Source organism: Halobacillus sp. B23F22_5, from assembly GCF_043497085.1.
GTDB lineage: Bacteria > Bacillota > Bacilli > Bacillales > Halobacillaceae > Thalassobacillus.
In genome coordinates, this window is record NZ_JBIEKI010000004.1 from 153,711 (window position 1) to 170,306 (window position 16,596).

The 16,596-nt window shown below is 43.6% G+C and carries 14 protein-coding genes; all 14 read right to left on the bottom strand.

Features of this window, described 5'->3' with window-relative positions; all coding sequences use genetic code 11:
* Positions 1–202 precede the first annotated feature (202 nt).
* The 14 genes from rbfA to frr all read right to left on the bottom strand — a co-directional run bounded on the left by rbfA (position 203) and on the right by frr (position 16,594).
* Positions 203–556 (bottom strand): 30S ribosome-binding factor RbfA, encoded by a 354-nt coding sequence (gene rbfA, locus ACGTN9_RS07785; RefSeq protein WP_093045768.1) that lies wholly within the window; start codon positions 554–556, stop codon positions 203–205.
* A 29-nt stretch (positions 557–585) separates the two neighbouring features.
* Positions 586–864 (bottom strand): DUF503 domain-containing protein, encoded by a 279-nt coding sequence (locus ACGTN9_RS07790; protein ID WP_499591781.1) that lies wholly within the window; start codon positions 862–864, stop codon positions 586–588.
* Positions 861–2,984: a translation initiation factor IF-2 gene (infB, locus tag ACGTN9_RS07795; protein ID WP_499591782.1), complete on the bottom strand. Its 2,124-nt coding sequence runs from the start codon at positions 2,982–2,984 to the stop codon at positions 861–863. The genes ACGTN9_RS07790 and infB overlap by 4 nt, the downstream gene beginning before the upstream one ends.
* Positions 2,985–2,988: 4 nt before the next feature.
* Positions 2,989–3,300: a YlxQ family RNA-binding protein gene (locus ACGTN9_RS07800; RefSeq protein WP_499591783.1), complete on the bottom strand. Its 312-nt coding sequence runs from the start codon at positions 3,298–3,300 to the stop codon at positions 2,989–2,991.
* Positions 3,301–3,304: 4 nt separating this feature from the next.
* The gene (gene rnpM, locus ACGTN9_RS07805) at positions 3,305–3,571 is read right to left on the bottom strand and encodes an RNase P modulator RnpM (RefSeq protein ID WP_499591784.1); all 267 of its coding nucleotides are present in this window, start codon (positions 3,569–3,571) and stop codon (positions 3,305–3,307) included.
* A gap of 12 nt (positions 3,572–3,583) precedes the next feature.
* Positions 3,584–4,708: a transcription termination factor NusA gene (gene nusA / locus ACGTN9_RS07810; RefSeq protein ID WP_499591785.1), complete on the bottom strand. Its 1,125-nt coding sequence runs from the start codon at positions 4,706–4,708 to the stop codon at positions 3,584–3,586.
* Between the two features lie 15 nt (positions 4,709–4,723).
* Positions 4,724–5,197: a ribosome maturation factor RimP gene (rimP, locus tag ACGTN9_RS07815; protein ID WP_499591786.1), complete on the bottom strand. Its 474-nt coding sequence runs from the start codon at positions 5,195–5,197 to the stop codon at positions 4,724–4,726.
* A 306-nt stretch (positions 5,198–5,503) separates the two neighbouring features.
* Entirely contained in the window at positions 5,504–9,799 is a 4,296-nt protein-coding gene (locus ACGTN9_RS07820) for a PolC-type DNA polymerase III (protein ID WP_499591787.1), read from the bottom strand.
* A gap of 154 nt (positions 9,800–9,953) precedes the next feature.
* Positions 9,954–11,657, bottom strand: a complete 1,704-nt coding sequence (locus ACGTN9_RS07825) for a proline--tRNA ligase (protein WP_499591788.1) — start codon at positions 11,655–11,657, stop codon at positions 9,954–9,956.
* A 120-nt stretch (positions 11,658–11,777) separates the two neighbouring features.
* Positions 11,778–13,034, bottom strand: coding sequence for an RIP metalloprotease RseP (gene rseP, locus ACGTN9_RS07830; RefSeq protein ID WP_499591789.1), 1,257 nt, complete (start codon positions 13,032–13,034; stop codon positions 11,778–11,780).
* A 15-nt stretch (positions 13,035–13,049) separates the two neighbouring features.
* On the bottom strand, positions 13,050–14,195 hold the full coding sequence (gene dxr, locus ACGTN9_RS07835) for a 1-deoxy-D-xylulose-5-phosphate reductoisomerase (protein WP_499591790.1): 1,146 nt from the start codon (positions 14,193–14,195) through the stop codon (positions 13,050–13,052).
* 30 nt (positions 14,196–14,225) lie between these two features.
* Positions 14,226–15,017 (bottom strand): phosphatidate cytidylyltransferase, encoded by a 792-nt coding sequence (locus ACGTN9_RS07840; RefSeq protein WP_499591791.1) that lies wholly within the window; start codon positions 15,015–15,017, stop codon positions 14,226–14,228.
* A 14-nt stretch (positions 15,018–15,031) separates the two neighbouring features.
* A complete protein-coding gene (gene uppS / locus ACGTN9_RS07845; RefSeq protein ID WP_499591792.1) occupies positions 15,032–15,799 on the bottom strand; it encodes an undecaprenyl pyrophosphate synthase in 768 nt (255 codons plus the stop codon).
* A gap of 237 nt (positions 15,800–16,036) precedes the next feature.
* Positions 16,037–16,594, bottom strand: a complete 558-nt coding sequence (gene frr / locus ACGTN9_RS07850) for a ribosome recycling factor (protein ID WP_499591793.1) — start codon at positions 16,592–16,594, stop codon at positions 16,037–16,039.
* Positions 16,595–16,596: the final 2 nt, after the last annotated feature.

The following is a 16,596-nucleotide window of genomic DNA, read 5'->3' on the forward strand; positions in this document are numbered from 1 at the left end:
GGCTTGTCGCCAAGTACTTATGGCGAAAGCCTTAGTATTTCTTATACTTTAATCCTTTAACAAAGTTAAACTTTCTTAAAGTAAAAGAAAAGACCGTCTCTCTTAGGAGCCCTCTCTATGCCCTTTCGGATACAGTCGGAATTCGGCAGCTGTATATACTCAGGCACAAGAGCAGGCAAAAAGAGGACAGTCTTCTTCTGGATTAATTGCTATGCGTATCATTCAAATCACGGAGTATCTCTTCGATACGATTGCCTCGTTCAATCGCTTCATCGAATTCAAAAGATATTTCTGGTGTTTTGCGCAGGCGGATTCTTTTTCCTATCTCAGAACGGATGAACCCTTTTGCCTTGGCCAAACCGAGCAATGTATCCTGCTGTTGTTTATCGTCACCTAAAACGGAGATATAAACTTTCGCTTGCTGAAGGTCACCGGTAACACTTACATCTGTCACCGTCACAAAACCTACACGAGGGTCTTTGATCTTTTTGCTGATAATATCTCCAAGCTCTTTCTTCATTTGTTCTGCTACGCGATTGGCACGTAAATCACTCATGTCATCCACCTCTTCTATGCTAAGGCAGGTTAACACCAATCCAATGTCGTCTCTGCCCTTTCAATTTCAGGATATGAGTCAATGAAGGCTAACGCTTGTTGGATTAGACGTTCTGCCTGAACCCGGTCACTTGAAATCGTCACGATGCCGATTACAGTACGCTGCCATAAGTCCTGGTAATCCAGTTCACTTACAGCAACGTTGTACTCGTTATGCAGCCGGGTAGTAATCCTTTTAATGACAGAACGTTTCTCCTTCAACGACTGAGCGTCATAGATGAAGCATTCTACTTCAGCACTAAGGATCATGTACGCTCTACTTCCTCCATGACATATGCTTCGATGATGTCGCCTTCTTTGATATCATTATAATTCTTGATTGTAATACCACACTCATAGTTTTGCGCTACTTCTTTCACGTCGTCTTTGAAACGCTTCAACGTATCAATTTCACCTTCGAAAATAACGACGCCATCACGTACAACCCGCACTCCGGAGTTTCTAGTTATTTTACCATCAGTTACATAACCGCCGGCAATTGTACCGATTTTAGACACTTTGAATGTTTCACGGACTTCCACTTGACCGATGATTTTTTCTTCATATTCAGGATCAAGCATCCCTTTCATAGCCGCTTCAATTTCTTCCATTACTTTATAAATGACGCGGTGTAAACGGATTTCTACATCTTCAGATTCGGCCGCTTTTTTAGCGTTGGCGTCAGGACGGACATTGAACCCGATCACAATGCCATTAGATGCAGATGCTAAATTGATATCTGATTCATTGATGGCACCTACACCGGTGTGGATGATGTTGACTTTGACACCTTCGACATCGATCTTTTCCAGGGAAGAAGCAAGAGCTTCAACTGAACCTTGAACGTCAGCTTTCAAAATCAGATTGATATCTTTAATATCCCCTTGTTTGATCTGTTCAAACAAGTCATCCAGGCTTACTTTTGTTCTATCGCTACGTTGTGCTTCGATTTGCTTCTGCTGGCGAGCCTCTCCGATTGCACGGGCTTTCTTCTCATCTTTAAAGGCAAGGAAACGATCTCCGGCATGCGGAACTTCATTTAAGCCCGTGATTTCTACTGGAGTAGAAGGTCCAGCCGACTTCACTCGACGGCCAAGGTCATTAACCATTGCACGGACCCTGCCAAACGTATTTCCTACCACGAGTGCATCACCGACACGCAATGTACCATTTTGCACAAGCAAGGTAGCTACGGACCCGCGGCCTTTATCAAGCTCTGCTTCAATGACTGTACCATATGCTGGACGGTTCGGGTTGGCTTTCAATTCTTCCATTTCAGATACAAGTACGATCATTTCTAATAAATCGTCGATGCCCTCATGCTTGACTGCAGACATCTTGACGAAAATGGTTTCGCCCCCGAAGTCCTCGGAAATCAACTCATATTCCATCAGTTCCTGCATGACACGGTCAGGGTTTGCACCTTCTTTATCCATTTTGTTGACAGCTACGATGATCGGTACCTCAGCAGCTTTTGCATGGTTGATCGCTTCTACTGTCTGCGGCATGACACCGTCATCTGCTGCTACAACTAAAATTGCAATATCCGTTACCTGGGCACCACGGGATCGCATGCTCGTAAAAGCAGCGTGACCTGGTGTATCAAGGAAAGTGATTTTCTTGCCATTTTCCTCTACCTGGTAAGCACCGATGTGCTGGGTGATGCCGCCTGCTTCCCCTTCGGTCACTTTGGTATCACGGATAGAGTCAAGTAATGTTGTTTTACCATGGTCGACGTGCCCCATGATAGTGACCACTGCAGGACGTTCTTCTAAATCTTCCGCCGCATCTTCGAATTGGTAGTTTTCAATATCGGTTTCGTCGACTTGTACTTCTTCTTCGACTTCTACCCCATACTCGGAACAGATCAATTCGATCGCATCTACATCAAGATCCTGGTTTTTCGTTGCCATGACACCTAACATCATCAATTTTTTGATGATTTCGGAAGTGTCTTTGTTCAGTTTTTCCGCCAACTCAGCTACTGTAAGCGTGCCAGAGAATAAAATTTTCTCCGGAGTGCCCTTTTTAGCCGGCTTTTGGTTTTGCTGCTGCTGGTTTCGTTCTTGTTTTTGGTTCTTCTTCTGATTGTTGCTCTTCTTTTTATTCTGATTGGATTTTTTCTTGTTGTTTCCTTGCTTGCCTGGTTGATTATTCATATTGTTTTGTTTTTGAGCATCCTTTTTGTTGGAATCGTTTTTTTGCTGTTTTTCTGGCTTTTGTTCCTTTTTCCCAAAGCCGAATTCCTGGTCCAACTTAGATTTTGTTTCGTCTGAAATCGTTGACATATGGTTGGATACCTCGATATTCAAGGACTCCAATTTATTGATCACTTTCTTACTTGTCATTTCATTTTTTTTCGCATATTCATATACTCTCATCTTACTCATACGTTCACCCCCGAATAGATTCATCGAGCAGCGATTGCAACTTTTTCGCAAATCCTTGGTCAAGAACTGCGATCGCGACTCTCCCCTCCTTACCAATAGCCTGGGAAAGTGTATCCCTGTCGGCTGCAAGATAGTAGGGTATATTGTAAAAGCTGCATTTGTCTATCAGCTTTTTTTTCGTCTGGTAGCCTGTATCTTCTGCTATCCATACAAGTTTGGCTCTTTTTTTCTGGATATCTCTTGTGATTAATTCTTCACCGAGTGTACACTTGCCGGCTCGAAAGGCAAGTCCTAGTAAATTCAATGCTTTTTGCATTTCGTCATTCTCCAGCAATTTCTTTCAGTTCTTCATAAATGGAAACATCCACTTTTGTATTCAACTGCCGGCTGAGGACATCCTGGTCCTGGGCTGTTTCGATCACTTTTGTGTCTTTTGAAACATAAGCGCCTCTGCCATTTTTCTTTCCAGTCGGATCAACAAATACTTCTCCTTCTTTGTTGCGCACGACACGTATCAGCTGCTGTTTTGGTTTCATTTCTTTCGTTACTACACATTTACGTAATGGTACTTTTCTGGAAGCAGCCATAACTACCACTCCTTATTCAAAGCGTTCTTCGTCTGTGTCAGAAAAAGCTTCAACTGTATCGTTTTCTTCTAAATTATCGGCATTATCATCCAATAGGCCTTCTTCTTCAGCCTCTGATTCGCTCTTGATGTCGATCTTCCAGCCAGTCAATTTGGCAGCAAGACGGGCATTCTGACCACGTTTACCGATCGCTAAGGATAGCTGGTAATCGGGTACGATGACGGTGGTTGCTTTTTCTTCCTCATTAACAAGCACTTTCACCACTTTGGAAGGGCTCAAGGCGTTGGAAACATAGGTTACCGGGTCTTCAGACCATTGGACAATATCTATTTTCTCGCCTTTCAATTCATTGACAATAGCCTGAACACGCTGCCCCCGCTGGCCAACGCAGGAACCGACCGGATCAATTTCCTGGTCTTCCGCAAAGACAGAGATTTTAGAACGGTCTCCCGCTTCCCGTGCTACTGACTTAACTTCTACAGTCCCGTCAAAAATTTCTGGAACTTCCATTTCAAACAGGCGCTTCAGAAGGCCCGGGTGAGTACGTGATACATAAATCTGTGGACCTTTATTGGTGTTTTCCACTTTTGTGACCAATACTTTCAGGCGGTCGTGGATTTCATATGTTTCCGTCGGCATTTGTTCAGCTTCAGGAAGACGGGCTTCGATTTTACCAAGATTCACATATATGAAGCGTGGATCTTTCCGTTGGATAATCCCCGTCATGACATCTTCTTCGCGGTCGCTGTATTCGCCATAGATAATACCACGTTCCGCTTCCCTGACACGCTGGGTCACTACTTGTTTAGCTGCCTGAGCTGCGATACGTCCGAAGTCCTTCGGTGTAACTTCCACTTCAATGACATCTTCCAGCTCATAATTCGGATTAATTTCTTTTGCTTCTTCCGTTGAAACCTCCTGCTGAGGGTCCATAACTTCCTCAACTACTGTTTTCCTTGCATACACCCGCATGGATCCTTCCTCTTCGTTCAAATCCACTCGTACGTTAGTAGCTGAATTGAAGTTTTTCTTGTAAGCAGAAATCAACGCAGCTTCAAGGGCATCAATCAATATATCTTTATCGATGCCTTTTTCCTTCTCTAGATAATGGATTGCTTCAAAAAGTTCGTTGCTCAACTATCTTCTCCCCCTTTAATTGAAACTCACTGCCAGACGGGCTTTAGCGATTTTATCATAAGGAATTTCAACTGTTTTTGTTTTCGTTTTAATTCGGAATTCAATTTCAGCGACATCATTATCAAAGGATTTCAAGTCACCTTCGTATTCTTTGTCACCATCTATCGGTTCATATAGCTTCACATGAACGCGGCGGCCGACATGCTTTTGAATTGCTTCCTTGTTTTTCAACGGTCGTTCCGCTCCTGGTGAGGCTACTTCGAGAAAATAAGGGAATTCAATCGGATCCACGTCATCCAGCTTTTCACTAAGCTGTTCAGAGACATACCCGCATTCCTCGATATCTACGCCATCTTCTTTATCTACAAACACACGAAGGAACCAGTTCTTCCCTTCTTTTTTGAATTCAACATCGACGAGCTCCAGGTTCATGTCTTCCAATACCGGCTGAACCAGCTCTTCTGTCAAGCGTATAACATTTTCACCCATGTCGTTCCCTCCTTCTTCTTCCCCTTAGTATTTCTAATATAACCATTCCTATCATGCATGATTGGCGGGTTTTCTTCATTCAATTGAATTCTGTAGTTGTCGGGTAATGTATCTCTACAAAAATACGGCACTACAGCATATGTAGTGCGCAACAGGTGCTAAGCCAATTCGACACAGAAAAATAACCGTAAAGATAAACGAAAGAGCGGGTTGCCCCACTCTTTCGCCGTCCTTCGTATCACTTTTCTAACCAATAAAAATATATCATACGTTGCTATTTATTGCAAGAAAGGCCATTCCTAACCATCAGAATAAAGAAAGCTGGTTTTCTTCCGGCATCCCTTCTAAACAGCCCTGCTGGTCTAGATATTCAAGCACTGTTTTGGAAATCCGGCTTCTCTCTCGCAAGTCCTGTTTGGATAAAAACTCGCCATCTTCCCGCGCTTTCACTATATTGATAGCGGCATTCGTTCCAAGGCCGTCAATGGCATTGAAAGGTGGAATCAGGGTATTGCCATCGACAAGAAACTCGGATGCACTTGATTTATACAGGTCAACTGTCTGGAAGGAATAGCCTCGCTGGCACATCTCCAGAGATAGTTCGAGCACTGTCAGCAAACTCTTCTCTTTCGGCGAAGCGTCATTTCCTTTAGCCAGAATCTCTTCAATTCGTTTCTTGATCGCATCTGCCCCTTTGACCATCGTCTCCAATTCATAATCGCTTGCTCTGACGGTAAAGTAAGCAGCATAGAAATAGATCGGATAGTGAACCTTGAAGTAGGCGATCCGCACTGCCATTAATACGTAAGCAGCCGCGTGGGCTTTCGGGAACATGTATTTGATTTTTTTACAGGAATCAATGTACCAGTCAGGGACCCCGTGTTTCTTCATTTCTTCAATCCACTCATCCTGAAGTCCGCGTCCCTTACGAACAAATTCCATGATCTTAAAGGCAAGTGAAGGTTCAAGCCCCTTGTGCATCAAATAAACCATGATGTCATCACGACAGCCGATTACTTCCGGCAATGTACAGATGCCATCATTGATCAATTCCTGGGCGTTACCGAGCCATACATCCGTACCGTGTGACAAGCCTGAAATGATTACTAGTTCAGCAAATGTCTTCGGCCTGGTGTCTTCAAGCATCTGACGAACAAAGCGTGTCCCGAATTCCGGAACACCAAGTGTACCGGTTTTACATAAAATCTCATCGGCGGTGACTCCCAGAGTCTCCGGCCCACTGAAAATTTTCATGACTTCCGGATCATCGACAGGGATTTCTTTTTGGTCGATGCCACTCAAATCCTGCAGCATACGGATGACAGTCGGGTCATCGTGACCGAGGATATCAAGTTTGAGCAGGTTGTCGTGAATGGAATGGAAGTCGAAGTGAGTCGTACGCCACTCCGATTTCGTATCATCCGCCGGATATTGTATCGGGGTAAAATCGTAAATTTCCATATCATCCGGTACAACAATGATACCGCCCGGGTGCTGCCCAGAGGTTCGTTTCACCCCAGTGCACCCATGGACAAGTCGATCCACTTCGGCATTTTTAATTTGTAATTGATGATCTCCTGCATACCCTTTTACGTAGCCGTAAGCAGTTTTTTCTGCAATCGTACCAATTGTTCCCGCACGGTAGACTTTTTCTTCCCCGAACAGTACTTTTGTATAATTATGAGCGTGCGGCTGATATTCCCCAGAAAAGTTCAAATCGATATCAGGGACCTTATCTCCTTTGAAACCAAGGAAAGTTTCAAACGGAATGTCCTGGCCATCTTTATTCATCGGTTCTCCACACTTCGGACAATCCTTCTCAGGGAGATCAAACCCACTTCCGACGGAACCGTCTGTAAAGAATTCCGGCTCACGGCAATGTTTACAGACATAATGCGGAGGCAATGGATTGACTTCGGTGATTCCGGTCATCGTCGCTACGAAAGAGGAACCGACAGAACCACGTGAACCGACAAGGTAGCCATCGTCCAGTGATTTTTTAACCAGCTTTTGAGAAATCAAATAGATGACGGCAAACCCGTGTCCGATAATACTGTCCAATTCTTTTTCCAAACGTTTCTCAACCAACTCAGGCAGCACATCGCCATAAAGACTTTTTGCTTTATTGTAGGACATTTCACGGATTTCCTGGTCAGCACCTTCGATATTCGGAGTGAACAGATCATCTTTGACCGGAGAAATTTCTTCTATCTGATTGGCTATTGCCTGCGTGTTGGTCACCACTACTTCCTTAGCGGTGTCTTCTCCAAGAAAAGCGAATTCTTTTAAAAGTTCGTTGGTCGTTTTGAAGTGGACTTCCGGTAGTGTCTGGCGATTCAACGGATTACCGTTTTGGGAAGAAATAAGAATTTGGCGATACATTTTTTCATGCGGTTCAATGTAATGCGTATTCCCGGTTACCACCGCTTTTTTGCCAAGACGATCCGCCATCGCAATCAGCTTTTTTAAAATATCGTAAATCTGTGCTTCGTTCTGTACCAGTTCTTTCTCTATCAAGTGGTAGTAGTTTCCAGGTGGCTGGATCTCAATATAATCATAAAACTCAGCCGTTTTCTCCGCTTCCTCTTCAGACTTTTGCATCATCGTTTCGAACACTTCACCTTTGTCGCATCCAGATCCGATAAGGATTCCTTCCCGCAGCTTTGTCAATTTAGAACGAGGTATCCTGGGCACCCGGTAAAAATAATCGACATGAGCATGAGAAACAAGGCGATAGATATTTTTCAAGCCTGTAAGACTGGTGGCAAGCAATGTGCAATGGAAGGGACGTGAACGCTGATACGCGTTCCCTTCTCCCATATAATCATTCAAGTTCTTATGGTTGGTGATTCCTCTTTCTAAAGCTTTTTTAATTAACTTCCAAAGCAAATATCCAGTTGCTTCAGCATCATAGATTGCCCGGTGATGCTGGGTAAGTTCAATATCAAAAAACTTACATAACGTATTCAAACGGTGGTTTTTCAATTCTGGCACGAGCAGACGAGCCAGCTCGAGCGTATCGATGACAGGCAAAGTTGATTTACCGATACCTAAATTTTTATAACCGGCATTCAAAAAGCCCATGTCAAAGCTAGCGTTATGAGCGACTAAAATGGAATCTCCTGTCCACTCATGGAATTCCTTTAACACATCCTCAATTTCAGGAGCATCTTTCACCATATCATCGGTAATTCCAGTCAGGTCAGTAGTCGTTTGGGATAGCGGGTGATGCGGGTTTGCAAATGATTCAAAACGATCAATGATATCCCCGTCTTTTACTTTAACCGCAGCAAGTTCAATGATTTTATCATAGACCGCTGATAAACCGGTCGTCTCGACGTCAAACACTACATACGTATCGCTGGCCAAGTCGCGATCCTGTTCTTCATAAGCTATTGGCACTCCATCATCGACCAGGTTCGCTTCCACCCCATAAATGATCTTGATGCCGTGTTTACTTCCTGCCGAATGTGCTTCTGGGTAGGCTTGTACAACCGCATGGTCGGTAATGGCAATTGCTTCGTGTCCCCATCTTGCTGCAGTTTCAATAAGACGTCCGGGAGCAACAGGAGCATCCATTTGGCTCATGGTAGTGTGCGCATGCAGCTCTACCCGTTTTTCACCTTCTGGTGCTTCATCGACGCGTTGAAGCGGTTTGATTTCATTGATGTCATTCGCCATCATGGTCAGTTCAGATGTGAAATTGTCTGTTTGGATACTTCCCCGTGCTTTGATCCACATTCCTTTTTTAATCGCCTTGAACTGTTCAGCATGATCATCACCGCGAGAGAACATCTTGATGGAGAAAGAATCCGTATAATCTGTAACTTTCAACAAAAGCAGATGGCGGCCGGAACGTAATTCCTTCACTTCGGCATCGAAGACATGACCCTGAACGATTTTTCTCCGTTCTTCTTCGAGAATATCGCACATCTTATCAGGATCCTCCTGGATGTTATACCCAATCATGACAGGACCTTCATGCTCTTTTTCCCCCTGCTGCTTGGCACGTTCTTCTTTCTCTTTGACTGCCTGCTGGACGAATAACTGATCTTCTTTTTGCCGCGCTTCCTGAAACTTCTTGATTTCCTCTTCCTGGCTTTTTACTTGTGTCGCAACTGTACATGGAGTAATTCCTACTTTTTTGCAGAAGGAAAGCAATGGCTCATGCAGGCGTTTCTGAACGGCATGACTTTCTGCTTCGTTGCGACAGGTTAACATAATCTTATTCCCGTTTATCTCCGGCTGCTGTTCTAACACTAAATCCTTGTAGGCAGGAGATAACTGAGGTACTGTCTGTACAAAACACTTCCAATAATCCAGCAAGTCACTTTCCTGGATGGTTTGCTGGTCTGTGTGGAATGTCCAATCCACCACAGGAGCAATATGGCGGAAACCTTCCTGCAGTTTAGTAATGAATAATTGATACACTGATGGAGGCATCGGAGACTCCAGTTGAAAGTGAAAGTGCCATGTTTTCGTCTGTTTGTATACTTCCAATTTTTTTAATGAGCTTTTGCTCAAGTGCTGTTCTGCTATTTCTTCAGGGAACTGAATTTGCTCTAATAACAGCTCCATCTTTTCTCTACTTGAAACTCCCACGATGATTCCTCCCAATAAATCGTAGCCCTCGCGGCTGAGTTACAGCCTTCGATTTTGGCAGACCAATAACAACTTCATCGAAACAATAAAATATACCCTCGCATTATTAATGTAGCAAGGGTATATCCGTTAAATCAAGATACAATTGAAGCGTTTATTTGTTCAGGAACTGTTTCACATGATCGATAACTTGATCCGCTTCAAGCTCGATTTGTTCCTTGGTGGCCCTATCTTTAAATTCGACGATGCCTTCTCCTGCACGTTTTCCAATTGTCACACGAAGCGGGATACCGATCAGATCACTATCCGCAAATTTCACTCCTGGGCGCTCTTTCCGGTCATCATATAAAACCTCAATCCCTTGAGCTAACAGCTTCTGGTACAACTCTTCTCCAAGTGCTGCCTGCTCTTCCTTTTTAGGGTTCAGGGTCAATACATGTACTTGGTAAGGTGCAACATTTGCCGGCCATGTAATCCCGTCTTCATCATGGTATTGCTCCACGATCGATGCCAATGTTCTTGAAACACCTATGCCGTAGCATCCCATGATCATGGTATTGGACTTGCCCTGGTCATTCAGGTAAGAAGCGTCCATCTTATCTGCATAGAATTTACCTAACTTGAATACATGTCCTACTTCAATACCTCTGGCAAATTTAATGGTACCTTCTCCATCCGGAGATGGATCACCTTCTTTAATAAAACGGAGATCGGCGTATTTATCCACGGTAAAGTCTTTGCCTGGCGTTACATTCTTATAGTGATAACCCTCTTCATTGGCGCCGCAGGTGGTGTTCACCATTGCCTCCACAGCAAGATCAGCGATTACTTCTACCTTTTCCGGTACACCAACAGGTCCGAGTGAACCAAAACCGGCACCGATCATTTCTCTTGTTTCTTCTTCAGAAGCGAGATCAATCAAGCTGGCATCATAAAGATTTTTGAGTTTTACATCATTCACTTCATGATCCCCTCGTGTAACAACCATAACAAAGCGGTCATCTACTTTGAACATGATTGATTTCAGACCTTCTTCAAGGGAATGGCCAAGGTAATCAGCAACCTGCTGCATGGTCTTCTGATCAGGAGTTTCCACCTTCTCCATGTCTTTCGGCTCTTCTTCAGACTTTGTATATTCTGTAATGACAGGCGCCATTTCAATATTAGCGGCATAGCGGGAAGTATCAGAATAAGCAATTGTATCTTCTCCCACTTCTGACAAAACCATGAATTCATGAGTATCCTTACCACCCATTGCTCCTGAATCCGCAATTACCGCACGGAAATTCAAACCGCAGCGCCGGAAGATGTTTGAATACGCATCAAAAATCCTTTGGTATGTACCATCAAGGCTTTCAAAAGAATCATGGAACGAATAAGCGTCCTTCATTAAAAATTCCCGGCCGCGTAATAAACCGAAACGCGGACGTTTTTCATCACGGAATTTATTTTGAATCTGATAGACAGTCAGTGGCAGTTTCTTATAGCTTTTCACTTCATCTCTAACGATACTTGTAATAACTTCTTCATGGGTAGCCCCGAGAGCGAACTCCCGTTCATGGCGGTCATGCAGACGCATAAGTTCAGGTCCGAAAGTATCCCAGCGACCCGTTTCTTTCCATAACTCTGCTGGCTGCAAAGCTGCCATCAACATTTCGTGAGCTCCGGCCTTTTCCATTTCTTCTCTTACAATCTCTTCAACTTTCCGTAATACCCTGCGGCCAATCGGCAGGAAACTGTAGACTCCAGAAGCAATCTGACGGATATACCCCGCTCTGACTAACAACTGATGGCTTTTAATTTCCGCATCTGCCGGGGTTTCTCGCAAGGTTGGCAATAACATTTCACTTTGTCTCATAGTCGACACCTCTATTCCATACTACTGATAGGAAAACTGGAAGTAATCGCTGTAGACCTTACTTCCAGTTCTCCATATTACAAGATAATGATCTATCTTCTATTATAACTTGTCGGGTTATCATAGGAAAAGGCGCTGGATATCATTCCAGGTAACCACCAGCATCAGCAGCATAAGCAATGCGAAGCCGATGAAATGGACGACGCCTTCTTTTTGTGGATCAATCGGCTTGCCTCTTACTGCTTCAATGGCTACGAACAATAGCCGTCCTCCATCCAGTGCAGGTAATGGCAGTAGATTGACAATACCAAGGTTGATACTCAAAATCGCTGACCACATCAAATAGTTGATGAATCCTGTTTGAACCACTTTATCTGTAGCATCATAGATGCCAACTGGACCAGAAAGCATATCTAAGGAAAACTGACCTGTCACGAGCTTGCCTAAATTGACGAGGATCAGCTTTGTCCAGTCATATGTTTGAGTAAAACCAAATTGGATCGTTTTTACAAATGAATCATCAAAAGCACGTTCCACTCCGATTTGACCAATCTTCACATCCTGTTGCTCAATGGAAGCAGGTGTTACAGAAAGCTCCTGTTCCTGTCCGTTTCTCACGACTGTAAAGTCCAATTCCTCATCGGGGTGATTACGGACAATTTCTGTAAACTCCTCCCAGGTAGATACTTGCTGACCATCGATTGCAATAATTTCATCCCCGGTCTGGAGGCCGGACTGTTGAGCAGGAGTATCCTCGACAACGTTTCCTATTTGAGCTTCATCCACTGGCACACCCTGGATGAATCCCAAAATGAAAAAGACGATGATGGCCAATACAAAGTTCATCATTGGACCTGCAAACAGCTGCATCGCTCGCTGTCCTATTGTCTTAGAAGCGAACTGGCGATTATACGGAGCAATTTGCGTTTCTTTCTCATCCATAACGAAGTAGGCTTTAGGATCTACTTCAAAAACCAGCTTCTCATCTTCGTCGAGTTCATAACCTTCGATGACAAGACGGTGATCAAGATCAGCTCTTTCAACTTCAATCACGCGTGCGTTAGGGTGTTTGGACTTGTTATTGACTATAATTTTGTTGACTTTGCCTTGATCATTGAACTCCAATCCGACATGATGTCCAGCTTTCAATTCGATTATTTCCGGATCTTCACCAGCGACCCTTACATATCCTCCAACAGGAAGCAGTCGGATTGTATAAAGCGTTTCATTCTTTGTGAAGGCAAAGATTTTCGGACCAAACCCGATCGCGAATTCTCTTGCAAGCATCCCTGCCCTCTTGGCAAAGATCAGATGCCCCCACTCATGTACAAATACCAACACACCGAACATGAGTATAAAAGCGATAACAGTCGTCAAAAGAAGCACCTTCCTTTATTTTAAATACGAGCGCACCTGCTGCCGGGTCTCCTGATCGATAGTGATGATTGTCTCTAAATCAGGTTTGCGGATCGTTTGATGACGCTCTAAAGCTTGTTCAATCAATGTTTCTATGTCTAAAAATGATATTTCCCCTTTAAGGAATAAATCGACAGCTTGTTCATTAGCGGCGTTAAGTACAGTGGTCATGGAACCACCTTCCTTTCCTGCCTGATATGCTAATTTCAAGCAGCGGAACCGCTCATAATCCATCGGCTTAAAGTGTAATGTGGCAATTTCTTCTAAGTTTAACCGTTTTGTCATCGATAAATCAAGACGGTCAGGATAAGTGAGAGCATACTGGATCGGAACTTTCATATCAGGAGTCCCTAACTGGGCGATGACACTTCTGTCTTTATATTCCACCATGGAATGTATGACACTCTCTCTATGAAGTATAACATCTATTTGCTCATAAGGAATATCAAATAGCCAGTGGGCCTCGATCACTTCGAGGCCCTTATTCATCATGGAGGCTGAATCTATCGTAATTTTAGCACCCATACTCCAATTCGGATGGTTCAAGGCATCATCAACGGTGACACCTGCAAGGTCCTCCCTGGTTTTGTCGCGGAAGCTTCCGCCGGAGGCAGTAAGAATCAGCCGTTCTACCGATTCATTTTTCTCTCCATTTAAACTTTGAAAAATAGCGGAATGTTCACTGTCTACCGGCAATAAGTCTACCTGGTATTTTCTGGCTGCTTCCATGACAAGATGCCCGGCTGTAACAAGAGTTTCTTTATTTGCGATGGCAATCAGTTTACGTGCTTCAATCGCTGCCATTGTTGCCGGCAGTCCTACACTCCCCATCACTGCGTTGACCAGGATATCTACTTTTTCCGCTGTACTGGCAGCAATCATTCCCTCAGTTCCTTGCAATACCCTAATAGTCGGAAACTCACTTTCTACCTGTTGCTTGACTGAGTGGTCTTGTACCACCACTACTTCTGGTTTGAATTCTTTTATTAAGGGTAATGCTTTATTAATATTTTTTCCAAAGGCAAGCGCATAGACGGAAAAATGATCGGGGTGCAGACGAATGACATCAAGCGTCTGGATTCCAATCGAACCGGTCGCTCCCAGGAGTGTTATTTGCTTCATAAGATAAATCTCTCCCACTTCTATTGAATGCTATGAAATGAAATTTATGAAATGTAATACCGGTAAAATGAAAATCAGGCTGTCAAACCGGTCGAGTACCCCGCCATGACCGGGAAGGATATTTCCAGAATCCTTCACAGCGTAGTGACGTTTAAATGCAGACTCGACGAGGTCGCCGATCTGACCAAAGAACGAAACTACAATCGTAACGATCACGACGATGATTGTTGATGAGTGCACAGGGTAGAAGTACTGGAAGATGAGCGCCACGATACATGCCAGGACAACACCACCTATTGCCCCTTCGATCGTCTTTTTAGGGCTGATTTTCGGCCAGAGCTTATGCTTACCGAATGCGCGGCCAAACAAATAGGCTCCTGTATCCGTTGCCCAAATAACAAACAGCGCATAAAAAACGAAATGCAATCCGCTATCGCGCGTCTCAATCAAATAATGAAAGCCCATCCCTACATAAATTGCGGAAATTAATAGAAAACCTGCATCATCAAAAGTAAAACGATTTTTCACCAGCACGGTATAGCTTAGTAATATCAATACTGCCAGCAATGTCAATTCAGACTTGGTGACCTCCACATCTTCCATTCCAAAAACTTCTCCGAATGGAAACATTAGCGCCCATAACAAAAGAAGTGTAATAATCGATGGAAAAGAATAACGGGATATCCTTTTCATACGGATCAATTCAAAAATTCCTATACTGGCAATGAGGTAAACGAATATTTTAAAAGGCCATTCACCCAGTACTATCAAGGGAAGGAAGATAAGTGCTCCCACAATTGCTGTAATGGTTCTTTGTTTCATGCTACTTCAACACCTTATACTCCGCCGTAACGACGTTTTCTGTTTTGATAATCGTACAGCGCTTTTTCAAAATATGCTTCGTCAAAATCCGGCCAGTATACATCGGTGAACCAGAATTCACTATAGGCCAGCTGCCAGAGCAGGAAGTTGCTCAGACGCTGTTCCCCGCTTGTACGTATTAATAAATCCGGTTCTTTTAAATCAGCTGTATACAAATGCCTGGAAATACAGCCTTCATCTATTTCATCAACATCCAGGTTTCCTTGTTTCACTTCATCAGCTACTACCTTGACAGCTTCTACCATTTCATACCGGCTGCCGTAATTCAATGCAAAGTTCAATATAAGACCGGTATTATTTTTGGTACGGTCTTTCGCCTCTTGGACGGCCGTTTTTGTATGCTCAGGTAATCTCTCGAAATCACCGATTGTTTCAACGCGTACGTTCTTTTCAATCAGTTCCGGGAGATATGTATTTAAAAACTCCATGGGTAATTTCATCAGGAATTCCACTTCCGTTTTCGGGCGCTTCCAATTTTCTGTGGAGAAAGCATAAAGAGTCAGTACTTCAATTCCCAGGTTTGAGGCATGCCTGACAATTTTTTTGACGACATTCATGCCCTCTTTGTGACCTGCAATTCTAGGCAGTCCTTTACTTTTTGCCCATCTTCCATTTCCATCCATGATAATAGCGACATGACGTGGCAATTGCTTATAATCCAACCCAGGAGTTTGAGGTTCAGGTTTTGTTTTTTGTTTCGTAAATGGAAATTTGATTGGCATTTCGACATCCTCCAATAAGGATACTTATCTTATTTATTATACTATAATCCTACACCATGCGTATAATGACATAAAGCAAAACACGAAAAGATTCGCTTACTTTTTCTTAAAAAGAACGGCAAAATAGAAAGCCGCGCCAGTTACAGCGCGGCTTTTTACTTTAAAGTACTATTAAAAGGAAACAGTTCATTCCGCGTCCAATCGATACGTCACTGAATGGGACGCTTGCGCTTTTGGTTAAACTTCCATGATTTCTGCTTCTTTGTTTTTGGAAAGCTCATCGACTTTCGCAACATGCTTATCCGTGGCTTTCTGCACATCGTCCTGGAATCCACGTAATTCATCTTCAGTAAGATCTCCGTCTTTCTCAAGCTTTTTCAATTTGTCATTGCTGTCACGACGGATGTTCCGGATTTGAACTTTTGCTTCTTCCGCGTACTTCCCTACTACTTTTACAAGATCTTTACGACGTTCTTCTGTTAAAGCGGGAATATTGATACGGATGATGTTGCCATCACTTGAAGGAGATAAGCCAAGATCAGCTTTCTGGATTCCTTTTTCAATATCCGCAATCGCAGATTTGTCATAAGGTGTGATGACCAGCAATCTCGCTTCTGGTGCAGAGACTTGAGCCAGTTGGTTCAAAGGGGTAGAAGCTCCATAGTAGTCGACATGGACACTATCTAATAGATTAGGGTTCGCGCGACCTGCACGTACTGTTGCCAACTGACGGGAATAAGCTTGCACAGCTTGTTCCATTTTCGTTTTCGTTTCTTTGATCACTTCATTGGACATGT